This window comes from Laspinema palackyanum D2c (assembly GCF_025370875.1).
In the GTDB taxonomy this organism is placed as follows: domain Bacteria; phylum Cyanobacteriota; class Cyanobacteriia; order Cyanobacteriales; family Laspinemataceae; genus Laspinema; species Laspinema palackyanum.
Window position 1 is genome coordinate 95156 of the sequence record NZ_JAMXFD010000018.1, and the last position, 23843, is coordinate 118998.

Here is a 23843-nt window from a genome sequence, read left to right on the forward strand (position 1 = left end):
TAACCCGCAGAGGGAAGAAAAGGCCCTAGCGATTGCTCGATCGGCGAAATTCTGGGTAATAAATCCCCCGGAGATTGGCCTAAAAAAGAAAAAATTCCCCGAAAAAACCCACACCCTCAAGGGTGGGGCATTTGCGGACGAAGCCCGAGAAGCGCGGGCTAAGAGATAAAAACGACTTTTTACCACCGGATTTGGGCCTAATTTTAAAAAGGCTTTGAGAGGGTGGGTTGACTAGGAATTGAATGAGGAGGGAGCCAGGGGTCCCCTCGTCGTTCCTCTTGGGGAAATGCACCGCAGCACCTTAGCACGATAGGAGACAAAGGTCATGGCGGCCCCGATGCCTGCTACGCCAGTGAGTAGGGTCAGGGTGGTGGTGACAATGTTTAATAAACACAAGGTTGAGAGGGCCGTTGATGTGGCGATAGAGGCCCAAGCGGATAGTACATCCAGAGTATAGGTGAGGATGAGCAAGAGGAGGGTAATCACGATCGCACCTAGGGCGCGACGCTGGAGGGTGTGGATTTGTTCGGCGGCCTGGTTTATTGGATTTACTAGGGGTTGCAGGGTATGTAATTGGGCTGGGGTCGCCTTGAGAGTCATAAAGATTATCCTTTGCAGACAAGGAACATTTTGAAAATTGGCGTGAATCCAGTGAACAGGTGATATTTGCTCCGAGAGGGGGAGTTATACAGGGTCATCCCGGGAGGGCGATCGCCAGACTGGCATGGGCAGGGGGAGCGATCGCCCGGACTCAGGAGGCGATCGCCGGACTCTGGTCCCGATTAAGGGGTGAGGTCCGGAAGGGTTAAGGCTTGAGGAGAACTCGGCGCATTCAAGTCCCGCAGATATTGTTGTGCAAGGAGATAACCGATTTGATTGTTGTTCTGACGGTAAACCTGGGCGGCTTGTTCTAAGTCGGCGATCGCTACTTGGATTTCCCCTTGATAGGCCCGGGCCTGTCCTCGAATCAGATAGGCATTTCCTAAACCGGGTTCGAGATCGATCGCCCGGTTAGCATGGAAAATGGCATTTTGATAATCTCCCACCTCCAGGGCCTCTTCTGCGAGCACTACAAAGTCATAAGAATCGACTTCAATCACAGTCTGGGATTCCCGGGCAGAAGGCTCAGATAAATTTTCGGCGAGCGCAGGTGGGGCTATCCCTATTCCTAAACTAATGGCTAAAACAGTGACTATATTATAAATGCCTTTCATGGATATTCTCCTTAATTTTTGTCTCTTCAGTTCGCCGATCGCAGGGCCTAAAACGCTGAAATTTCTCTTCGGCTTTGGACTCTACCTGTGCGATGGCAATTAACACCCTGAAGACCCGCAATTTTAAGTTAAGTCCTAGAAAAAATTGTTAAGAATCTTTAAATAGTGCAGGTCGTTGACCGAGGTAATTGATTGTCCCTTTGATTCAGGGTTCAAGGGCTTGGGCCCGAGACTGGGTTATTTTTATCCCATCTTCATCAGCAATTCGCACTCTTAGTCCGAGGGAACTAAAGCCTATTATTGATTGATGCGATTACTCCTGGTTTCGAGTTACCTTACCTTCTATTCTGTCAAAATAACTAAAGTTAATGCTCCCCCCCAGGGCAGAGATTAACAGGCATAGATAGGAGAGAACCCCTCTATCATTGGGTTTAACCACACCGGAAAAATTTAAAAGATTAAAGGGTGGAAATTTTTTACTTACCGATGCTCAAAACCTTACAGCCTGTTGATTTAGGAGAATATTAATAAATATTAACTAGCCGGACAAATAGGGCTTGCTAATTATTTTTCCGGAACGCTGCTGGCTGAAAAGAATGCTTCCGTAATTTTTTCTGATACACCTGTTCTAAGCGGGCGATCGCCCGGGAGCGATCGCCATTGCCCACATCCTGAAGGGAAGGCCAGACGGGAATCAACTGGATCACGGCATAGGCGAAGGAACCCGCCTCAATATCTTCTAACACCCCATATTCATCCAACAGGGCGATCGCGGCGCGGTCTTGATTGGTAGGGGAGAAATCAGACGCGCCTATTTTTTTAGCCATGCGGTCCCAAGTGGTACTCAGAAACTGATACTTGCCTGCGGCATCGGAACAAAGTCGGGACCCGTAGCTAGACCCACATTTGATTTCCCGGGGATGATCCTGAAAACTCGCAAACTTAGTCCCGGTAAACTGCATCCGATAGGCGTTGGGACCGGCAGTACCTTCCGCCCAGGCGATCGTATCCAGAAAAGCCTGGACCTGAGCCGCCTTGAGGTTTGCCACCCTTTGGCGTCGAACTTGGGGCGAGGGCTGGGGAATTGTGACTTCTTCCGTGGTTTCCGCTTGAGAGTTGAGATGAGCGGGAATCACCAACGCCACCCCCGCCAAACAGACTCCACCCCAGAACGCTGCCTGCTTCTGACGGGTGGCGGGTTTCCGGGACTGTCGCCCAAATCTCTGTCTGAGGGTAGATCCTAAATGAGACAGTATCCCGAGGAGAATTACCGAACCTGAAGACGAGGGTCCCTTAACCCGGACTTTGGGCCAATGTTGGAGGGGAATATTCACGGGCAACTGCCCCTGACGATACCAATAGGCAAACAGAGACTTGATCACGGACAATCGCGCTTGAGCTTGTTGGGGTGGGATGCGACGGGCGGCCAGGGTTTGAGCAAAGGCCCGGACATCGGCTAAGGTAACCACCGCCAGAGGTTTCCCGACAAACGCTAAAAACTCTTTGACCCATAAGCGGCGATCGCGGCGTTGGTGGGGAGGCTGTTGTTGCAGCCAGAGTTGAATCGCCTCGCGATCGGGGGTGATTTGAGCTTTTAGAGTGTCGTGGTTCATAGCGCACCTGTGTTTCGGTTTTTCGAGGGGGAATGGTCCCGTCTTGTACCCATGTCCAATGAGGGGCAACTCTTTGTCCTAGAAGGGTTTTGGGTTTTCCGCCCCTACAGAAGAGGGGAGATTTCAGGCCGGAGTAGATGAGGAAAGGCGATCGCCTCCCTTGCGGGTCAGCTTCCTATACATCAGCCTCTCATTTACCTGGAGGCAAAAAAACACTCCCGAGGTAGACCTAAATTAAGGGATGCCTCAAGGCCGGATTAACAATCTCACCCAATCGGGAGATCTCAAACCCCTTGAGTCCAAGCTAGTTTAATTCTATTGCTTGGCAGTTTTAGAAATTATCAATATTTATCAATAAAACTATTGCCAAATAAAAACCGACGAATGGTACGATAATAGATTGGCTATTCATACTGTTTTCCCTAATTTAGTCTCGTAATGCGCCGATCCCTAACCCGTAGCAGGGCAGGCAGAGGACCCATCACCCCAGAGATTTCAGCTAAATTTAGAAACCGGGTTTCTGCAACCGATTGATAGCTGATTGCCCGAGATTTTGTGGAGAAACTGGGTTTCTGGTCCGGGGCAGCAGTGGATTCAAGGCAGATTCAGCCTAAAGCACTACCCACGAGGCAAAGACTGAGGGATAATACAAAGGAGGAGTCTGTGCCGTATAAAGGAATTTGATGAGCATCTTTACCCTACAATCCGTCAAAAAAGATTTTGGCATTAAAGAAATCCTCCGGGATGCCACATTTAGCCTCAATCCCACCGATAAAGTTGGCTTGATCGGCACAAATGGATCCGGCAAATCTACCCTATTGAAAATGATTGCCCGCTTAGAACCTGTGGATGGCGGGCAAATTTTAGTCAATTCTGGGGTGAGAATCGTGTATCTCCCGCAGCAACCGGATCTCGATGAAAACCGGACGGTATTAGAACAGGTTTTTGCCGACTGTGGCGATCGCATGAACCTAGTCCGCGAATATGAGGACCTCAGCCACAAAATTGCCCGCCACCCTGAAGATGGACCGTTGATGGCGCGGTTATCCGAAGTCATGCACAATATGGAAACCAGTGGCGCATGGGAACTGGAAACCCAAGCCAAAATTATCCTCAGTCAGTTAGGAATCGAAGATTTTGATGCCCAAATCGGGACCCTTTCCGGGGGATACCGCAAGCGGATCGCCCTGGCTGCCGCTTTACTCAGCGATCCCGATGTGCTGCTGATGGATGAACCGACAAACCATCTGGATGCGATTTCCGTGGAGTGGTTACAGAGTTACTTAAATAGCTTTCGCGGGGCAATTTTACTGATTACCCACGATCGCTATTTTCTCGATCGCGTCACCAATCGGATTATCGAACTCGATCGCGGCGAACTTTACACTTACGACGGAAATTATTCTTATTATTTAGAAAAAAAAGCCCTTGCCGAAGAAGCGGCAGCCAGTCAGGAACGCAAACATTATGGGCTATTGCGCCGGGAATTAGAATGGCTCAGTCGCGGCCCTAAAGCCCGCAGTACCAAGCAAAAAGCTCGGATTGGTCGGGCGATGGATCTCCAGGATAAGGAGTTTAAACAGAGTTTAGGGAAGGTGGAAATTTCCACGGCTAGTCGGCGGATTGGCAAGAAGGCGATCGAGCTAGAAAATGTCCGTAAAGCTTATGGCGATCGCACCCTAATCCAAGACTTTTCCTATAAATTTAGTCCTGACGATCGCATCGGGATTATCGGCAAAAATGGCATCGGCAAATCCACCTTATTGGATATCATTACCGGACGCCTTGCCCCCGATTCAGGAACTGTAGAGATTGGTAGTACCATCCATATTGGTTATTTTGACCAACATTGTGATGATTTACTCGACGCTGCGGATCAAAATCAACGGGCGATCGATTACGTCAAAGAAGAAGCGGAATTAGTCAAAACTGCCGACGGACTGCAAATTACCGCCTCCCAAATGTTAGAACGGTTTCTGTTCCCCCCGAATCAACAATATTTACCCATTCATAAACTCTCGGGGGGAGAAAAACGCCGACTGTTTTTACTGCGTGTCTTGATGAGTGCTCCAAATATTCTCATTTTGGACGAACCCACCAATGACTTAGACGTGCAGACGTTATCGGTTTTAGAAGATTACCTGGAAGACTTTAACGGATGTGCGATCGTTGTCTCCCACGACCGCTATTTTCTCGATCGCACCGTCAATACCATTTTTGCCTTAGAAGAAGGCGGAAACCTCCGGCAGTACCCCGGCAACTATACGGTTTATCTCGACTACCAAAAAGCCGAAGCCGCAGAAGCCTCACGTCTGGCAGCAGCCAGCCAACCCGAGAAAAAACAGGACTCCCAAACTGCCACCGTTGACAAGTCTGAAAGGGTCAGTTGGGATAAAAATCGCCAGCGCAAACTGTCCTCCAAGGAAAAGCGAGAGTATCAGCAACTCGAAGCCAAAATTGCCGAAATGGAAGCAGAAAAAGCCGCCACGGAAAAAGCCCTCTATCGCGCCGAACCCGGGGCCGTCACCGAAGTGCAAAAACTTCATCAAAAGGTCCAAAATTTGGGTCATGAAATAGAAGTAGCCACGGAACGATGGATGGAATTGGCTGAAATAGAAAGTGCTTATTCTAGTAACTAAACCACCGCTTTGGCTGATAATCTTGATGAGGCAGTAGGGCAATTTTGCCCTGAGCATGATGTAGCCTAAATCTGTTGTTTTTTCTCTTGAACTTATGACCATTACTTGTCAGGAAATTCTCAAAAACCATAAACATCTTTGGCAAGAAGCCACGGTGCATCCTTTTCTGGATGGGTGTAAACAAGGCACCATTACCCCAGAGCAATTTAATACTTGGCTGGTGCAGGATTATCAATTTGTGGTGGAATTTACCCGGATGTTAGCCCGGATTTTATCCGTTGCCCCTAATCATCATTTTGATGTGCTGTTAGGGGGATTAACCGCCCTGAAAGATGAATTGAATTGGTTTCAAGTTAAAGCGGCCGAACGGACTTTATCCTTGGACGTTGTTAAACAGCGCACCTGTGAAGAATACAGCCAGTTTTTAGAAAGTTTGGCCCGGACTCCTTATGCTGTGCAAACAACGGGATTGTGGGCAGTGGAGTTAGCTTATAATCAAGGGTGGCAATTGCCCGGACCTATGCCAGAACCCTATACCGAATTTGCCGATCGCTGGGGAAATCCGGGCTTTACGGATTACGTCAAATTGTTAGAACACCAAGCCGATGAAATGCTCAGTAATGCCTCACCAGAGGTTCAGAAAGAAGCGGAACAAACCGTGATTACCGTGGCTCAATTTGAAAAAGCATTTTGGCAAATGGCATTTAATGCTACCTAAATTTCGGGGTTGTCAAGGGGGAGTTCATACCTCCTTGACAACCCTAGAAATTCAAGGGAATTATAGTTAAGATTCCATCCCAATCAGATACTCATAATTTCCCTCACCCACCGATTTATTCAAGCTATTAATAATTGAGGCAGAATTATCGTAGGGTCCGCTAGTATAGAATGGCTTTCCGTCTTGTCCAAATTCGATTTTAAGTTCTCCATCCCACTCCCCTAACAGTTCTTTAGCTTTTCCAAAATCATGATGGGGTTTTAAGCCTAATTTTTCAGCATATTCAACCGCACCCCAGACAATGGCTTGAGCCTGAGTTAATGAAATTTTTTCAGCACCCCCGATGAACGAGTCATAATACAAAGAGGCAATTCTTTCATATTCACTGCGATTGTATTTGCGCGGTCCCGAGGCATCTTTGACCCCCAAACACCAATAATCCACGAGGTAAGTACAGACAATAAAGCGGTTAAATCCAGGCGATCGCGTCACCGTTACAATCGCCATACCCGGGTCGGTTGTGGTGTCTAAATCATCCTCAGATTGGGTCGCGATCGCCCCTTTTTCAGGAAACAGTCGGGAGAGACAATTGGCATTGATTAAACACTCAAACACCGGCGGTAATTCTCCGGATTCCTCACGGGCGATCGCCTTTTGTTCGGCTTGTTCTTTCAGAAATGCGCTAACTTCCGAGACTTTTAACCCCATTTTGCGGGCGATTTCCTTCGGTTTTAATTTTTTCTCCCGCAATCTGAGAATTTCTTGGGTTTGTTCGCTATCCATAATTTTCCTCTGATTTTTTCATTATTTAGAGTACAGCAAACCAGCAGCAATCAACATCATCCTTGGTAAAGATGAACTCAAAAAATTCATCTCCCCATCCTCCCCATCCTCCCGATCTCCCCCATCCTCCCCATCAACCAAGGACAAATGACATAAGACAAATGACAAATGACCCATCTCCCGAATCCTCCCCCCCTCCCCAACAACCGACGCTCTAAGGTAATATAGGTCTGTCCTGGGCGATCGAACCACTGAGAACGCCCTTAAATCTGAATCAATTCAAGGAGAAACCTATGCCTCGTGCCATTATGGAAACCGACAAAGGAACGATTCATCTGGATCTGTTCGATAAAGATGCCCCGAATACGGTAGATAATTTTATCAAATTATCTGAAAGTGGGTTTTATGATGGATTAATCTTCCATCGGGTGATTCCCAATTTCATGATCCAAGGGGGATGTCCCAATGGAACCGGAACGGGGGGTCCTGGTTATAAAATCAATTGTGAAATTAACCCCAACAAACATCTAGCAGGTACATTATCAATGGCCCATGCAGGACGCAATACTGGGGGAAGTCAATTCTTTATTTGCCACTCTCCCCAACCCCATTTAGATGGACAACATACGGTTTTTGGTAAAACCGAAGATATGGATGTCGTCAACTCTATTCGGGCTAAAGATAAAATCCTCTCGGTTAAAATCGAGAAAGACTAAGTAAAAGTGGTAGGGGGTTTCCAACGGATTTCCCCTGCCAAGCAATCTGGCTTCAAAGTTAATAAACTTCATATTTGAGTAACGTACAAGGTAAGGAACCATTGTAAACGGGAATGCGTTTTGAGGATTTCAGCCCGATTTTTTTGGTGAGTTCTTTATTGCCGGATAAAATATAAGCTGTCCATCCGGTAAAACGTTGTTTTAAAATATCTCCCATAGATTTATAAAAATCACCCAGTTCGTGAACTTCACCGAGACGTTCTCCATAAGGAGGATTGCAAATCAAAATCCCGCTTTCTGCCGGGGGTTCGAGGTGATAAAATTCTTGGATGGAAAAGTGAACATGAGCATCTAATCCGCAGTTTTCCGCATTGAGATACGCTTGTTGGATCACAGCCCGATCGCGATCGCTGCCGTAGATGGGGGCCGTTAATTCGGTTTTTTGACCTTCTAGGGCTTCTTGGCGGATTTCTTGCCAAAGTTCGAGGTCAAAATCACGCCAACTCATAAATCCAAACCGTTCTCTAAACAATCCGGGTGCAATATTTAATGCCTTTAAACCCGCCTCTAAGGGTAAAGTCCCGGACCCACATAAGGGGTCTAAAAAGGTTTGTTCTGGGGAATATTCAGCCAGTTCTAAAATAGCCGCCGCTAAGGTTTCTTTGAGGGGTGCAGTTCCCATTGCCGGACGATATCCGCGCCGATGTAAGCTGTTTCCGGAACTATCTAAACTGAGAATGGCGCGATCGCCATGAATATGCAGATTCAGTAACAAATCCGGGTCCTTCGGGTCCACCGTAGACCGTTCTCCCGTGCGATCGCGTTGTTGGTCTACGATCGCATTTTTGACCTGTAACGCTGTAAAATGAGTGTGATTGAGTTTCTGATTGCTGCCCGTACAGTTGACCGCCAAGGTATTACCCGGATCGAGATACTCCTCCCAATCAATAGACTGGATTTCTCGATACAGCATTTCAGCATTTGGACAGAAAAATTCTCGGATCGGAACGAGAACGCGAAACAGCGTTCTTCCCCACAAATTAACCCGGTAAAGTAAAGCGCGATCGCCAGAAAAATGGACGCCTGTAAAGTCCGGACGAACATCCCGAGCACCTAACCGTTCTAATTCTTGGGCAGCAATGGGTTCTAAACCCCGAGCAACAGTCGCAAAGTATTCAGTCATCATAAATCATAGTTTATCAGAAAAGCAAGCACCCGTACAGACCCGTCAGGAAGTCATTTCCACTTCCCCAAAGTTCAGGAAGATGCAGCATTTAGGGAGGACGGATCCGAACAACCCGGTTATGATCATGAGCCAACTTGTTGTGAACTTGAATCCTCTTCTCGCTGTCGGCTATACAAAGGAAGCCTAACGGTAAATGCCGTCCCGAATCCTACCTCACTTTTGACGGAAATTTCCCCGCCATGTAAGTCGGTACTGCGTTTCACCATTGCCAATCCCAACCCTGTACCGGGGATATTCCCGACATTTCCGCAACGGTGGAAGGTTTGGAAGAGGCGGGGGATTTCTTCGGAGGGAATGCCAATTCCTGAGTCTTTTATCATGAAAATTACATCAGTTTCGGTGCAGGTTAATTCAAAATAAACCTCTCCTCCCTCGGGGGAGTATTTAATCGCATTAGAAAGCAAATTATTAAGAATATAGCGTAATAATTTTTCGTCAAAACAAGGCTTAAAGCCTTTGTTGTTCAGAAAATCTCGGGAGTAGTTTTTAACAAAATTAATCGTGTATTTTTTGGTGGAAGAAAATTTGAATTCTTCGACAATTTCTTCACAAAATGGAACCAAATCAACGGGGTGGGGATTAAACGGAAGTTGACTCATTTCGGCCCGTCCGATGAACAGGACATCTTCAAGTAATTGGGTCATGTTCACTGTAGCCGATTGAATGCGATGGAGGGCTTGAAACTTTTTATCCAGTTTGTCATGGGGCCATTCCTCTAAATAATATTCGAGTAAATCAGCGGAAGAAAGAATGGTGGTCATGGGGGTGCGGAATTCGTGAGAAACCATTGAAACAAAGCGGGTTCTAAACTCCATGATTTCTCGTTCTTTCGCCAAGGCATGACGCAGTTGCTCTTCAGCGCGTTTGATTTCGGTGATATCTTCAGAAATTCCGGCAATGCGGTAGATTTTTCCTTCTTCGTCACGGATGGGAAAGCCCCGATCGCGAATCCAGCGAATGGAACCATCGGGTCGAATGATTCGATATTCGCGATCGAGGCGATCTAAAGGCATCAATCCTGTAAGGACGGCTTGGCGATCGTCGGGATGAATCGCCTCTAACCGGGCGGTGGGTTTCTCATACAATTCCTGGCGTTCTAGTCCCCAAATTTCCTCATAGGCGGGGGAAACGTACAGGATTTGGCTATAGTCTGGATCGCTGATCCAAAAGACCTCTTCGATATTTTCGGCTAACTGGCGGAACCGTTCCTCGCTGGCTTGGACCGCTGCTTCTGCTAATTTACGTTCCGTGATATCTCGTCCCACGGCTTGGAACTCACTCAACACCCCTTGGGCGTCAAAAATAGCGCGATCGGTCCACTGTTGCCAGCGCACATCTCCATTGCTCAGGACGATCCGCCGTTCCCGGGTGACAACCGGCATGGCGACGGGGTTGCGATCGATATCGGGGATCAAAGAGACCACCGATCCATCCATGAGTTCTTTGCGACTCACACCGAAATAGCGACAGTAGGCATCATTGACAAAGGTCAGGGTGCCATCGGGTGCAAACCGACAAATCAGTTCGGTTTGATCTTCAACAATGGCACGATAGCGCGCTTCCGAAGACCGCAGGGCCACTTCCGCTAAGGCCCGCTCTTTATGAAGAGAGACGGCGGCGGCAGCAGCCTGGAGGATAGAGACTTCTGACTCGGACCACACCCGAGCTTCGGTGCAGTTGTCAAAGCGAATAAATCCAAAGAATTCTCCATGCACAATCAGGGGCAAAATCAGCAGGGATTGAATTCCGGATTTTTCTAAAATTTCCCGTTCAGAGTCGGGAAAGTTACTCACAACATCGGCAATGACTTCTCCTCGCGCTAACAGAGATACCCACCGCTCAATCAGCACCGGTGCCTTTAAGGAGAAACATTGCGCCGGTTGGGGAGTGGTGTCGGATCCGGGTTTAATTTTTAACTCTTCGCAACTCCACTGGGCCACCAACAGCGGGGAGTGAGCGGTTGGCGAGGAATTCCCCAGAGATACAGACAGGGGCGGATTTTGGCAGAGGTAGACTCGACTGGCATGAGCCGCTTGTCCCAAGGGTTTGAGAATTTCTGTGTAGGGGTAGCTGAGACTATTATCCGTGGTGGTGTCTCCCTTAAAGGCGAGGAGTCGGCGCTGCACCTCCACTAAGGCTTCTAACTGCTGATTGGCTTGGCTGAGTTCTTGGGTTAAGCCATGCAATCGTAAGGCAGCCCTTATTCGCGCTAAAAATTCTTCGGTTTCGATGGGTTTGGAGAGAAAATCATCGGCTCCGGTGTTGAGTCCCTTGATGCGATCGCCCACTTCTTCTCGCGCAGTGAGCAGGATGAAAAACATCGGTGCAAGTTCGGGGTCAGACTTGATTTTCTGACAAACTTCTAATCCATCCAATCCGGGCATCATCCAATCGCAAACAATCAAGTCAGGTTCCAGTTCTCTGGCCAGCCGCAGACCCTCGGTCCCATCAGAGGCCACGGTGATGCGATGTCCGTCGCTTTCAAGTAAGTCCTGGAGGACGAGCTGCACGGTTACGTCATCGTCAACAATTAGGATTTTAGCCATAGTAAAAAATGTAGCACTGTAAAAAAGAAAGGGTCAACTTTACTCGAATACGGGTTTGATTCAAAAAGGCTTTTTTATACTTCCCATTCTTGGCTACCCAATTGCTTTAGCTTGTATTCTAAATAAGTCGCAGGTGAAAGCATTTCACTCAATCTAATTTATGTAGCCCTCGCCACGGACAATTCCTGGATTTATTGATACAGGCGACCGAGGGGCGATACCCACTTTCTTTAGGATCCCCTCCAGACCGGAGTAAATAAGAGGGCGTTTTTCCCCGATGACCACTCCCTAGACTCCCTAGGAAAGGTCATCGGTTTCGGGAAACCCTTAACTCTAGCCGCTCTGAATCAGGATCAGTTAGAGCCTCAGAGAGTGGCTACCCCAGTATGGGACGTCACCCCGGAGGATTTAGACCCCACCCTAGCATTAAACTACTTCTACACCCGATGTTTTCCCCTTCTATCTTGTTAGGTTACATGGAGTGGGGAACAGTTCGGTGACCAATAGAACTCAATTGCAATTGCAATTGAATTCTCTCGATTCTGACTCGATAGGGTAGAAAATTTGGATATCATAACCGATCGCCTCGGTTCGGGGAATCCGCCATCTTCCACCATTCTCAACACCGGCGGGGGTTCAAACGATTGGCGGCCTCATCGCAGTTGCGACAACCGGCGGGGACAACCGGCGGGGGTTTAAACCCCCGCCTAATAGCTCAAGTCGTCTAAAGACGACTGCGGGTCTTATCCCGTGGTGTTTTCAGTCGGTTGAAACTGACATCTTGCAGCAGTTGCGACAACCGGCGGGGGATAAATCGATTGGCGGCCTCATAGCTTGCATTCGGTTAAAAACCGACTGCAAGTCTGATACAGTGGGGTTTTCAGTCGGTTTCAACCGACTTGATTCTGTTAGGCCGCCAATCGTTTTAACCCCCGCCGGTTGTTGCCACTGGTGCAAGATGTCAGTTTCAACCGATTTGATTCTGTTATTTTTAACCCCCGCCGGTTGTTGCTGGGATCCGTGGTCCCCATCTGTGGCGATCGCCCGGGGATGGTCCGTAGGTACAAAAACTGTCACAGTCCCCGGCAATGCTTCAATCCTCTAGGCAAAACGCTACACTAGAATACACTCCTTAATTCCCTAAGTGTATGTCCTATCTCGACGGAACCCTCAGCTATCCCAATACTCATAAAAGCGATATCGTGGATGACTACCACGGTATCCCGATTTCCGATCCCTACCGTTGGTTGGAAGACCCAGACGCTGAGGAAACCAAAGCTTGGGTAGAAGCGCAAAATACGGTCACCTTTGCTTATCTTAACGAAATTCCCCAACGCGATCGCCTCAAACATCGCTTGACGGAACTTTGGGATTATGAAAAATACGGCATCCCCTTTAAAAAAGGCAGTCGGTATTTTTATTTTAAAAACGATGGACTCCAAAACCAAAGCGTTCTCTACGTCCTCAATCACCTCGATGATCAACCTCGGGTCTTGCTCGACCCCAACAAGCTCTCTGAAGATGGTACCATCGCCCTAGCGGGTATTGCAATTAGTGAAAATGCTCAATTCATGGCTTATGGTCTCTCTTCCTCCGGTTCCGATTGGCAAGAGTGGAAAGTTCGCGATATTGAAACCGGCGAGGATTTATCCGACCATCTTCAATGGATTAAATTCTCCGGTGCTTCTTGGACTCACGACCATCAAGGGTTTTTCTACAGTCGCTACGATGAACCGAACACCAAAGGCCAATATGAAGATGTTAACTATTATCAAAAACTCTTCTACCATCGCCTCGGCACTCCCCAATCCGAGGATATTTTAATTTATCATCGTCCGGATCAAAAAGAGTGGGGATTTAGCGGCGGTGTCAGTGAAGATGGCACAGTTCTGATTATCTCCGTCTGGCGCGGTACCGACCCGAAAAATTTGGTTTTTTACAAAGACTTAACCCATCCTGAATCTGAAGTTATCCAATTAATTAGCGAATTTGAAGCTCAGTATGGATTTATCGATAAAGAAGGGGATTTATTTTGGTTTCAAACGGACTTGAATGCACCCCGGGGTCGGTTGATTTCTCTGAATATCCGCACCGGCGATCGCAACGAACTGATTCCCGAAGCACCCGAAACCTTAGAAAGTATCGGCCTTTTAAATAATCAGTTTGTCGCCGATTATCTCAAAGATGCTCGCAGTCAAATTAAACTATTTAACCTCGATGGTTCCTTCATCCGGGAAGTCGAATTACCGGGAATCGGTTCTGCCGGTGGATTTAATGGCAAACGCCACGACACCGAAACCTTTTATAGTTTCACCAGCTTTACCACCCCACCCACCATTTATCGCTACGATATGGTGACGGGTCAGAGTACCCTTTATCGCAAACCCCAGGTCGATTTCAAACCGGATAACTATACAACAGAACAAATTTTTTACACCAGTAAAGATGGTACCCAGGTGCCGATGTTCATCATCCATAAACAGGGAATCCAACGGGATGGGAATAATCCCACCTATTTGTATGGATATGGGGGATTTAACATTTCCCTCACCCCGAGTTTTTCCGTCTCCCAAGTCGTCTGGATGGAACTAGGCGGCATCATTGCCATTCCCAATCTGCGCGGTGGGGGAGAATACGGAGAAGATTGGCATCAAGCGGGGACGAAGTTAAATAAACAGAATGTGTTTGATGACTTTATCGCTGCTGCGGAGTGGTTAATTGAACATCAGTACACGCGACCCCAGAAACTTGCGATCGCCGGAGGCAGCAATGGCGGATTATTAGTCGGTGCCTGTATGACACAACGTCCGGACCTGTTCGCTGCCGCCCTCCCTGCCGTCGGCGTCATGGATATGTTACGCTTCCACAAGTTTACCATCGGCTGGGCCTGGTGTTCCGATTACGGTTCCCCAGATAATCCCGATGAATTTAAAGCCTTGTATGCTTACTCTCCCTTACATAACCTCAAACCCGGTACTGCCTATCCAGCGACTATGATTACCACGGCAGATCATGACGATCGCGTTGTTCCCGCACATAGTTTCAAATTCGCCGCTGCCTTACAAGCAGCACATACCTCGAAGGCACCGGTCCTGATTCGCATTGAAACCAAAGCGGGTCACGGTGCCGGAAAACCCACGGCTAAAATCATCGAGGAAGCCGCCGATAAGTGGGCGTTTCTAGTCCGAACCCTAGACATGGATATCCCCGTTAAGTAATAACAACTGAAGTCGTTATCTTAAGTTCGTAGTAACGACTTCAGTCGTTTCTTTTCTTAAGTTCGTAGTAACGACTTCAGTCGTTATCTTTCTTAGTTCGTAGTAACGACTTCAGTCGTTATCTTCTCCATAAAACCCACTCACCATCGTCGTTAAACCACAGAAATTAGCAACCAACAACCGGCAGGGTTGTTTGTTGCTGGAGGGAGAACGACTGAAGTCGGGACGTTGAACATGGAGAACGACTGAAGTCGTTACTACGAACATGATAAGAACGACTGAAGTCGGGACGTTGAACTTGGACGGTTAAAAGTCGTTGTTTAACTGATCGATCGCCCGTTCATAGATGGACCTTGCAAAGTCGGTCCACATTCCTTGTCCCCAGTAGCGGAAACAACTGGTTTGGGTTAACAAATTGTTGAGTAAGGCTTGACGATAGCGCGGTTCTTGGGTAAAATTTTCATCACCCATGAGCGGGTCAATTTTTTGATGAAATAAGGCGCTTAGGGAATTCATCGGTCCGACTACATTTTCATAGCCTTGCACCCAATTGAGGTTATTTGTCCAGGAAGAACCATCCACATGAAATTGATGGTCTTCTTGCTTTAACTGCGCGATCGCCTCAGCCATTTTTTCGGGAGTGACATTCTCCGGATCCAGCCGTTCCCAGATTTTATGTTGTTGCACCGCTTGACAAGGGGAATAATCTTCCGGAGAACAGCCAGCGGCTTCAATTAGTTCTAAATATTCCGTCCCATTAAGCGCAACAGTTCCCGATTTACCGCCATTATTTTGAGCGATTTCATAGGTGGTGCGTTTGAATCCATCGGGGAATTCATTCATCATCACCCCACCATTTTCCCCGTCGCCAATTTGGGTAACGATGGGGGGAACGGTTACAGAACCAATTTGCTGTTTAGACAGGGTTTTGGCTTCATAATAGGGCTGCATTTGAGCCACTAATTTAGTATCAGACCCTTGGGTTTTAATTAAGGCGGTGATACTGGTGGTTTCCCCGTGGGAATTTCGGGCAGTTAGGCGGTGAGGAAGATGTTTGTACCCCAGACTATGACCTTCTAAGGTTTCCACGGAATGTTCCTGAACCATAATCCAGCGATAACCGCTTTCTTTGAGGGCTTTGATAAACTCAAAAAGGGTATCCGGATGGTTTGGCAGGTGCATTTCTGGGGGAGAAAATCCTTTGACTCGGGCGAGGGCTTCCCAGCCAAAAATTGAGGCAAAATAATGTTGCCATGCTTGAATATGGAGTTTGAGATCCGGCAGGGGAGTGGAGGGAACTACGGCATGACTCCACATGGTTCCTAACCATTCAACATTGAGATAATATTGGGGGTCGCAGGTGATGCGTTTGAGACTATCGATGACATCATGGCGTCCCATTTGTCGCAATCCCCACAATAAATTGCCGGAGTAATCTAACATGACTCGGGGATTACAACCGTTGGCAATAAGTTCGGGAATGAATTCCCCCATGCGACTGTAGCACCAGGAGAAGGGTCCGGCATTGTGATTATCGCCTTCGCCGGTATGTTCAAACATATATTGCAAATGGCCAATATATTCACCATTGGGTCCGGCGGGGATGGTGGGTTGGTGCATATGCAAGGCGATCGCAAATGCAGCACTAATATCTTCTAATCGGATGTTTGTAATAGGCAAGAATACAGGTTCGTTGCGTTGAACCACGGAACGAACTGCGTTTTCCCACCCGCAAATATTGGGTAATCCTTGGGCAAATTCCTCTAATTTTGGAAGATCTGTGAGTGTGGGAGCGATGGAAACCATAATTTTAATTGCTGCTTTGACGTGCTATTTTTAGTTTACCGTTGATTGAGTGTCTTTCAACCGACACTTTTTGAATTCTATCAAAATTATGTTTCCGAGTTTTCTGCCGTCTGATGTTGAGTTTTTGACTGAATCCACTTCGATCGCCCTGGCACAGAGAATCGAATGTCAGGATGTCCTGACTTCCCTTTGCGATCGCCCGATTACCACGAGTTTTGTTCGCGAAGGTCGGGGGGGACCGCCGATTTTGTTGCTACATGGTTTTGATAGTTCCGTGTTTGAGTTTCGCCGGTTGCTGCCTTTGCTGGCAGCGCATCACGAAACTTGGGCGATGGATTTATTAGGTTTTGGATTTACCCATCGCCTGCCGGAAATTCCAATTACACCCCCGGCGATTAAAACCCATTTATATGAGTTTTGGACCCAGTTAATTCAACAGCCGATGATTTTAGTTGGGGTATCAATGGGGGGTGCAGCGGCGCTTGATTTTACCCTATCTTACCCGAATGCGGTGCAAAAATTAGTGTTAATTGATAGTGCGGGTTTTGCCAAGGGTCCGGCAATGGGGAAGATGATGTTTCCCCCCCTGGGGTATTTGGCGACCCAATTTTTAAGAAATCCGCGAATTCGCCAACAAATCAGTTTGAAAGCGTACTGCGATCGCGCGTTAGCTTCGGCAGATGCCTCCGCTTGTGCCAGTCTCCATTTGCAGATGCCGGGGTGGGATCGGGGCACGATCGCCTTTACCAAAAGTGGGGGCTACAACTTTTTAGCGGACAAAATTGAGCAGGTAGAGAAACCGACGCTGATTTTATGGGGAGAAAATGACCAAATTTTGGGAACAGGGGATGCTGACAAGTTCGCCGAAGCGATCGCCTCAAGTAAGCTAATCTGGATTCCCAACTGTGGTCACGTTCCCCATTTAGAGCAACCCCAGTTGAGTGCGGATCACATTCTGGAATGGTCCAAGTTCTGAACTCATCCCCTGCTGTTCCCCAGTTGCCAAACTTTTTTGGCAACTGAGTCTTTTTCGAGACAGAATGTAAAGAGATAGCAAACCCTAAAATTAGGGAATGCAGGCAGTGCTACCCCTGACGTCAAATCTCTTGGCCCTTTGTCCTGAAAGCCAGGGATTAGCAGACTCCCCTGGATCTGGAGTCCAGAAACCCGGATGGTGAAGGCCCAATCCGGTATCCGGCAGGGACCAAAACTCGACCCCCGATATTTTGGGGGTCCTGGGTTGGAGGTCCCGAGGAAAGCAACTGCTCATCGGGATAGGTGTCGTGAAAACATTCAGGGGATTGAGTTCTGGAAGGAAGGAATGCAAAATTTTAGCCAACAGCCGGAGAACCGTTTGACTAACTGGGCCGCCCCCACCCGTCCCCCCTTGGAGGGCCCAGAGAGTCTGCTATCTGAGGATGAAGAACTGCGGCAGGCTTACGAGAGATTAACCTTTCATGTGGAAAACTTTCCCCTAGGGGCGATCGAGTGGGATTGTGTCTTCGGGGTGAAGCGATGGTCTTCCCAAGCGGAAAAAATTCTGGGTTGGAAGGCGGCAGAGGTGATGGGTATTCCTCGGCAAAATTGGCCTTGTAACTATCCCGAGGACGAACCCTTCGTTGCCGAAGCCGTCGCTCGCCTCATTGAAGGAAAAGAATCTCACAATGTTGTTTGTTACCGTAATTATACAAAAACTGGAAAAGTTATTTGGTGTGAGTGGCATAATTCGGCTCTGTTAGATGAGGCGGGACATCCGATTTCGATTTTATCTCTCATACAAGATATAACTGAGCAAAAACAGGCGGAGCAGGAACGGGATCAATTGATTTCCAACATTGATCGCGAAAATCAAACCCTAGAAGCCTTGGTGCAACAGCGCACGGCGGAATTAGCCCGGACGGTGGAACGGTTGGAAATCGAAATTGCCCGACGGGAACAACGCGATCGCCAATTTTCAGCGATCGCCGCCAATTTGCCCGGGGTGATGTATCGGGCGATTGTTCGCACCGATGGACGAATTACGGTGCCTTTCATCAGCGATGGTATTGAGGAACTCACAGGAATTGACCCAATGGATGCGATGGCGGATTTGTGGGGATTATTTGGCCGGGTCCATCCGGACGATCGCGAGGGGTTTCGTGAGCGGATCGCCTCCCTCGGCAAAACGCAAAAACCCCGGGAACATCAGGAATTTCGGATCATTAGTGCCTCGGGAAAACTGAAGTGGGTGCAGGATAATACTCATTATACTTGGATGGAGAATGGGGATGTGATTGCCGATGGGGTGATGTTGAATATCAGCGATCGCAAACAGGCAGAAGAGGCGATGCGGCAACAGGTGGAACGGGAACGGTTACTCGGGGCGATCGCCCAACGGATTCGCCAATCCTTGGATTTAACCACAATTTTGAGTACCACCGTTGAGGAAGTCCAACAAGTGCTCGGGTGCGATCGCGTGCTCGTGTATCGCGTTTGGGCGGATGGGACCGGCAGTGCGATCGCTGAAGCGCTCAAACCCGGTTGGTTGAAAGTATTAAATCGAGTTTTCCCCGAAGAAGTATTTCCCCCAGAGAATTATCAACGGTATATCGAAGGACGAATTTGTGCTTTAAGGGACCGGGATTCCGGACAGACTTTACCCTGTTTGGTGGAGTTTATGAAAAGCATTGAAGTCCGAGCCAAACTGGTCGTTCCGATTGTCGAAAAAGACACCCTGTGGGGATTATTAATCGCCCATCAATGTTCTGGACCCAGGCAGTGGCAAACCGGGGAAATTGACCTGTTAGCCTCTTTAGCCACGCAACTGGCGATCGCCATTCAGCAGTCGGAACTCTACGAACGTCTGCAAGTTGAACTGAGCGATCGCAAAACAGCTCAATGCCAAATTAAAGCCTCCCTCGAAGAAAAAGAACTCCTCCTCAAGGAAGTGCATCATCGGGTTAAAAATAATTTACAGGTGATTTCCAGTATCTTCTCCCTGCAAAGTTCTTATATTGAAGAACCGCGAATTTTATCGATTTTACGCGATAGTCAAAACCGGATTGCTTCAATGGCCTTAATTCATGAAAAACTTTACCACTCGGACACCCTCGCCAAAATTGATTTTGATGATTACATTGAAAGTCTAACGAGCAACTTATTCTCTTGCTATAATATTAGCCCCCAAAAAGTTCGCTTAAAACTGCGGATTGAAAATGTTTGCCTCAACTTAGACACCGCAATCCCCTGTGGATTGTTACTGAATGAACTGGTGTCCAACTCCCTCAAACACGCCTTTTCTGAGCAGGACTCAGGAACCATCTTTATTGAATTTACAGAAATAGCTAATCAGCAATTAAATCTGATGGTGCGGGATACGGGTGGAGGGTTACCCGACGGACTAGACTTCAAAAAAACAAATTCTTTAGGACTGCGCTTAGTCCGTGCTTTGACCCGACAATTACGGGGAACCCTGGATATTAAAAATAGTCACGGAGCTTGCTTTCAAATTACCTTTCCCTCTCCTCAAGGTCTTTAACCCGGTTCTGGGGACCGGCAAATGGGTTCAAGATCTCACCCCTTTTTGCTTTACCCGAGACGATTTCAGTTTTATAATTGACACAAAACTTGAGGGACAGGAATTCTGTCTCATCATACCGATTAAAGTTGGGGGAAACCTGTCATGTCACCTAAAATTCTGGTTGTAGAAGATGAAGCCATTATTGCCGAAGATATCGCCCTCCGCCTAGAAAAAATGGGATATGAGGTGGTGGATATCGTCGCATCGGGAGAAGAAGCCATCGCCGCTGCTGGGATTCATCAGCCGGATTTGGTGTTGATGGATATCATGCTGCAAGGGATGATGGATGGGATTATGGCAGCGGATCAAATTCGGGAAACCTTAGAAATTCCGGTGGTTTATTTGACCGCTTATGCAGATGAAAATACCTTAAAACGGGCGAAGGTGACTCAGCCTTTGGGCTACATTCTCAAACCTTTTCGGGAAACTGAACTCTGGGTGACTATCGAAATTTCTCTATCCCGACATCAGGCCGAATTGGAGATTAAAAAAGCCGTTTCTACTGCCGAAACAAAGCGTTATAAGGCCGAAGAAGTGAGCCAAATCAAATCTCAGTATTTATCAATGGCGGCCCATGAATTTCGCAATCCCTTGACGACGATTCAATCCTCAGCGGAATTGATTCAGGAGTATGTGGATAATTGGCCACCGGAAAAAACCCAAAAACATCTTGAACAAATTGTGATGGCAACGGAAAGCCTCAATCAGTTACTGGAAGATATTTTAAAATTTGGCAAGGCGGATTTTCAAAAAATCTGCTTAAACCCGGCCCCTTTAAATGTGGCGTCATTTTGCGAGGGGATTGTGGAAACCTTTCAATTGAGTGCCGGACAGGAATATCGCCTAATTTTTAGGCAACAAGGAGAAGCCCGGACCGCCTACCTGGACCAAAAATTACTGTGGCATCTGTTCAATAATTTGATTGCGAATGCGATTAAGTATTCTCCCACAGGAGGGGAAATTTTGATTACCCTATCTTTTCAGCCCGATGAGGTGGTGTTCCAAATCTCCGATCGCGGAATTGGCATTGACCCCGAAGAAATCAATACCCTCTTTGTGCCATTTTCTCGCGCTTCTAATGTGGGGACTATCCCGGGAACTGGGTTGGGATTGGCGATCGCCAAACGGTCCGTAGATTTACATCACGGTCAAATTACCGTGGAAAGCCAACTGGGTCAGGGGACGACGTTTACCGTTACCCTTCCCCTCAACCCAGTCCTCTAACTGTTACCCTTTGACCCGTTCTTGCAGACCCTGTTCTAATCGATCCAATAATGTATCCACATCCGCAGATATCATTTCAAAACATTGGGGAGGGGGTGGCTCAGTGACAAATTCTATCACCTTCAACTGTCCTTGATTAATCCCCACAAGGAGAACCTCCGTCTCAGGATTAAACCCCTCGACAATTCCCACGACTTCTTGTAAGAAACTCCCCACGGTTTCATTGAGTTTAAGGACCGCCTCTTTAGGGCAGTAAACAAAATGCGGGGTGGGTTTCAAGTCGATTCCCATCACACTACCATTATGTTGATTTTCCAGCCATAGGCCCCAGGAAAGGGCGGCTAATTCTTGTTGGTGAGCTTTGGCAAAATCCGCTAACTCATGACGCCATCGGTCCTCTTCTTTCTCTGGCTGAAGGTTGCCCGGTAAAAAACCAGTCATTTCTATTTCTCTTGCGTTCCGATTAGATGATTGGATTACTTTAAACCCATTTGTACGCGCCATAACCCTGCATAAATCCCTCCTCGTTCCAGGAGTTCCTCATGAGTGCCGCGTTCTACCAATTCTCCCCGATCCATGACATAAATGCAATCGGCATTTCGGATCGTAGAGAGACGATGGGCGATCGCAATCGTCGTCCGGTTTTGAGTAATCCGTTCCAAAGAACGTCCGATCGCCGCTTCCGTTTCATTATCCACCGCTGAAGTCGCTTCATCTAAAATCAAAATCGGCGGATTTTTCAACAGGGCCCGGGCGATCGCCAACCGTTGTCGCTGTCCCCCAGAAAGCTTCTGCCCCCTCTCCCCCACAATGGTGTCATACCCTTGAGGCAGTTCCATAATAAAATCATGGGCTTCTGCTAATTTTGCCGCCTCAATTGCATCGTCATAGCTGGCATCAAAACTGCCATAAATGATATTTTCAGCCACAGTCCCATGAAATAAAAACACATCCTGACTGACTAACCCGATCGCCCGTCGCAAATCCGGCAACTGAATATCCCGCAACTCTATCCCATCTAATGTAATACTTCCGGACTGGATTTCATACAGTCGCAGCAACAGCTTCACCACCGTACTTTTCCCCGAACCTGTCGCCCCAACTAAGGCGATGGTTTTTCCGGCAGGAATCTCTAGGGATAACTGATTAATCACCGGATTGCGCTCAAAATAAGCAAAGCTAACATCCCGCCATTGAATTTCACCCCGTACTGTGTGAATCGGTAACGGTTTATTCCCTGGATGGGTGGCGATCGGTGTATCTAATAAATTCATCACGCGGGCGACAGAAGCGGTTGCCCGTTGATATAAATCTAACGTCTGACCCAATCGCGTCAACGGCCATAATAACCGCTGGGTTAAAAAGATTAAAACACTGTAAGTCCCCACGGCTAGATTCCCTTCTACCGTAGCCAGACCCCCAAATAATAAAGTAGCGGTAAAAGCCACCAGAATAATAATTCTAATTAAGGGAATAAACGCCGCAGATAAGGCGATTGCTCGTCGATTGCTTTGGCGATAATTTTCACTCAATCGTCCGATGCGTTTGCTTTCATAAACCTCAGCGGTATAGCTTTTAATCGTGGTAATCCCACTTAAATTATTGCTGAGTTGGCTATTGAGCAAACTGACTTGTTCTCGAACCTCGGCATAGCGAGGGGTGAGCAATTTCTGAAAGGCGATCGAACCCCAGATAATAAAAGGCATGGGCAACAGTGCCATCCATGCCACCGTCGGCGCTAACACAAAAAAGACGGTGCCAATGATAATCACCGTCGTGATTACTTGGAGAATTTCATTAGCCCCGACATCCAAAAAGCGCTCTAATTGGTTAATATCATCATTTAAGATAGACATAAACCCGCCGGTAGAACGCTCCTCAAAATAGGCTAGGTCGAGGTCTTGTAAGTGGCCATAAACATCCAGGCGCAAATCATGTTGTAGGGTTTGCGCCAGATTGCGCCAGAGGCGATCATAAGCATACTGAAAGACCGATTCCAACACCCAGACAATAAAGGTAAGCCCGCTGAGAAGCAGCAATTGTCCGAAGACATCGCTTACCCCAAATCGGGCAACGAAAGAGGTTTCTTCATTGACAACCACATCCACTGCCGCCCCAATCAGGGCCGGAGGTGCCAAGTCAAACAGTTTATTGAGAATAGAACAGGCGATCGCCTGCCAGATTTGAACGCGATATTGATGTCCATATTCCAGCAGACGCCCCAAGGGATGCCCTGAATGCTTGCGGGTCATAGTGCGATTGACTGACACGGAATTTATCAGTATAGGGGTTGAAGGTCTCTTTCTATCATACGCCTGATACGGAATCCGGTTTTTATAGACCGATGAAAACCGGATTCCGGATGATAGGAGGGTTTCCCCCGGTGCGATCGCTAGGCTTACTGAACTCCAGGATTAATCGTCGGTTGTGGAACTCCCGGACCAATTTGCTGTTGCTGAACTCCAGGATTAATCGTCGGTTGTGGAACTCCCGGACCAATTTGCTGTTGCTGAACTCCAGGATTAATCGTCGGTTGCCGAACTCCCGGACCAATTTGCTGT

20 protein-coding genes are annotated in these 23843 nt (G+C 47.7%); 10 read left to right on the forward strand and 10 right to left on the reverse strand.

From position 1 onward, the window contains the following. Positions 1-231 precede the first annotated feature (231 nt). Positions 232-600 carry a hypothetical protein gene (locus NG795_RS19415; RefSeq protein WP_367290297.1) on the reverse strand — a complete coding sequence of 123 codons (369 nt, stop codon included), beginning with the start codon at positions 598-600 and terminating at the stop codon, positions 232-234. A 59-nt stretch (positions 601-659) separates the two neighbouring features. Here NG795_RS19415 and NG795_RS19420 point away from each other — a divergent pair, with 59 nt between their 5' ends. Continuing rightward, positions 660-809 carry a hypothetical protein gene (locus NG795_RS19420; protein ID WP_367290298.1) on the forward strand — a complete coding sequence of 50 codons (150 nt, stop codon included), beginning with the start codon at positions 660-662 and terminating at the stop codon, positions 807-809. Here the strand turns inward: NG795_RS19420 and NG795_RS19425 are convergent. Both NG795_RS19425 and NG795_RS19430 read right to left on the reverse strand, forming a co-directional pair. Further along, positions 783-1214 (reverse strand): hypothetical protein, encoded by a 432-nt coding sequence (locus tag NG795_RS19425; RefSeq protein WP_367290299.1) that lies wholly within the window; start codon positions 1212-1214, stop codon positions 783-785. The genes NG795_RS19420 and NG795_RS19425 overlap by 27 nt on opposite strands. Positions 1215-1774: 560 nt before the next feature. After that, positions 1775-2827, reverse strand: coding sequence for a glycoside hydrolase family protein (locus NG795_RS19430; RefSeq protein WP_367290300.1), 1053 nt, complete (start codon positions 2825-2827; stop codon positions 1775-1777). A gap of 683 nt (positions 2828-3510) precedes the next feature. Here NG795_RS19430 and NG795_RS19435 point away from each other — a divergent pair. Then, positions 3511-5466 (forward strand): ABC-F family ATP-binding cassette domain-containing protein, encoded by a 1956-nt coding sequence (locus NG795_RS19435; protein WP_367290301.1) that lies wholly within the window; start codon positions 3511-3513, stop codon positions 5464-5466. A gap of 94 nt (positions 5467-5560) precedes the next feature. Then, positions 5561-6184 (forward strand): TenA family protein, encoded by a 624-nt coding sequence (locus tag NG795_RS19440; protein WP_367290302.1) that lies wholly within the window; start codon positions 5561-5563, stop codon positions 6182-6184. 66 nt (positions 6185-6250) lie between these two features. On the opposite strand, the gene NG795_RS19445 is transcribed toward NG795_RS19440, so the two are convergent. After that, positions 6251-6967 carry a DNA-binding response regulator gene (locus tag NG795_RS19445; RefSeq protein WP_367290303.1) on the reverse strand — a complete coding sequence of 239 codons (717 nt, stop codon included), beginning with the start codon at positions 6965-6967 and terminating at the stop codon, positions 6251-6253. 293 nt (positions 6968-7260) lie between these two features. Here NG795_RS19445 and NG795_RS19450 point away from each other — a divergent pair, with 293 nt between their 5' ends. Continuing rightward, positions 7261-7683, forward strand: coding sequence for a peptidylprolyl isomerase (locus NG795_RS19450; protein WP_367290304.1), 423 nt, complete (start codon positions 7261-7263; stop codon positions 7681-7683). Between the two features lie 58 nt (positions 7684-7741). On the opposite strand, the gene NG795_RS19455 is transcribed toward NG795_RS19450, so the two are convergent. Next, positions 7742-8866, reverse strand: a complete 1125-nt coding sequence (locus NG795_RS19455; protein ID WP_367290320.1) for a THUMP domain-containing class I SAM-dependent RNA methyltransferase — start codon at positions 8864-8866, stop codon at positions 7742-7744. Positions 8867-8991: 125 nt separating this feature from the next. Continuing rightward, positions 8992-11475, reverse strand: coding sequence for a PAS domain S-box protein (locus tag NG795_RS19460; RefSeq protein ID WP_367290305.1), 2484 nt, complete (start codon positions 11473-11475; stop codon positions 8992-8994). A 564-nt stretch (positions 11476-12039) separates the two neighbouring features. Here NG795_RS19460 and NG795_RS19465 point away from each other — a divergent pair. From NG795_RS19465 to NG795_RS19475, 3 genes are all read left to right on the forward strand, one after another. Beyond that, the gene (locus tag NG795_RS19465; protein WP_367290306.1) at positions 12040-12174 is read left to right on the forward strand and encodes a hypothetical protein; all 135 of its coding nucleotides are present in this window, start codon (positions 12040-12042) and stop codon (positions 12172-12174) included. A gap of 259 nt (positions 12175-12433) precedes the next feature. Beyond that, on the forward strand, positions 12434-12580 hold the full coding sequence (locus tag NG795_RS19470) for a hypothetical protein (RefSeq protein WP_367290307.1): 147 nt from the start codon (positions 12434-12436) through the stop codon (positions 12578-12580). A 43-nt stretch (positions 12581-12623) separates the two neighbouring features. Next, positions 12624-14693, forward strand: a complete 2070-nt coding sequence (locus tag NG795_RS19475) for a prolyl oligopeptidase family serine peptidase (RefSeq protein WP_367290308.1) — start codon at positions 12624-12626, stop codon at positions 14691-14693. Between the two features lie 111 nt (positions 14694-14804). Here the strand turns inward: NG795_RS19475 and NG795_RS19480 are convergent, their stop codons facing one another. Further along, positions 14805-14960, reverse strand: coding sequence for a hypothetical protein (locus tag NG795_RS19480; RefSeq protein WP_367290309.1), 156 nt, complete (start codon positions 14958-14960; stop codon positions 14805-14807). 39 nt (positions 14961-14999) lie between these two features. Then, entirely contained in the window at positions 15000-16499 is a 1500-nt protein-coding gene (locus NG795_RS19485) for a polysaccharide deacetylase family protein (protein ID WP_367290310.1), read from the reverse strand. Between the two features lie 88 nt (positions 16500-16587). Here NG795_RS19485 and NG795_RS19490 point away from each other — a divergent pair, with 88 nt between their 5' ends. The 3 genes from NG795_RS19490 to NG795_RS19500 all read left to right on the forward strand — a co-directional run bounded on the left by NG795_RS19490 (position 16588) and on the right by NG795_RS19500 (position 21282). Then, positions 16588-17475, forward strand: a complete 888-nt coding sequence (locus NG795_RS19490) for an alpha/beta fold hydrolase (RefSeq protein WP_367290311.1) — start codon at positions 16588-16590, stop codon at positions 17473-17475. Between the two features lie 345 nt (positions 17476-17820). Then, positions 17821-20016, forward strand: coding sequence for a PAS domain-containing sensor histidine kinase (locus tag NG795_RS19495; RefSeq protein WP_367290312.1), 2196 nt, complete (start codon positions 17821-17823; stop codon positions 20014-20016). A gap of 144 nt (positions 20017-20160) precedes the next feature. Then, entirely contained in the window at positions 20161-21282 is a 1122-nt protein-coding gene (locus NG795_RS19500) for a hybrid sensor histidine kinase/response regulator (RefSeq protein WP_367290313.1), read from the forward strand. Between the two features lie 3 nt (positions 21283-21285). Here the strand turns inward: NG795_RS19500 and ccmS are convergent, their stop codons facing one another. Next, positions 21286-21723, reverse strand: coding sequence for a beta-carboxysome assembly chaperone CcmS (gene ccmS, locus NG795_RS19505; RefSeq protein ID WP_367290314.1), 438 nt, complete (start codon positions 21721-21723; stop codon positions 21286-21288). Positions 21724-21758: 35 nt separating this feature from the next. Continuing rightward, positions 21759-23534: an ABC transporter ATP-binding protein gene (locus tag NG795_RS19510; protein ID WP_367290315.1), complete on the reverse strand. Its 1776-nt coding sequence runs from the start codon at positions 23532-23534 to the stop codon at positions 21759-21761. Positions 23535-23843 lie beyond the last annotated feature (309 nt).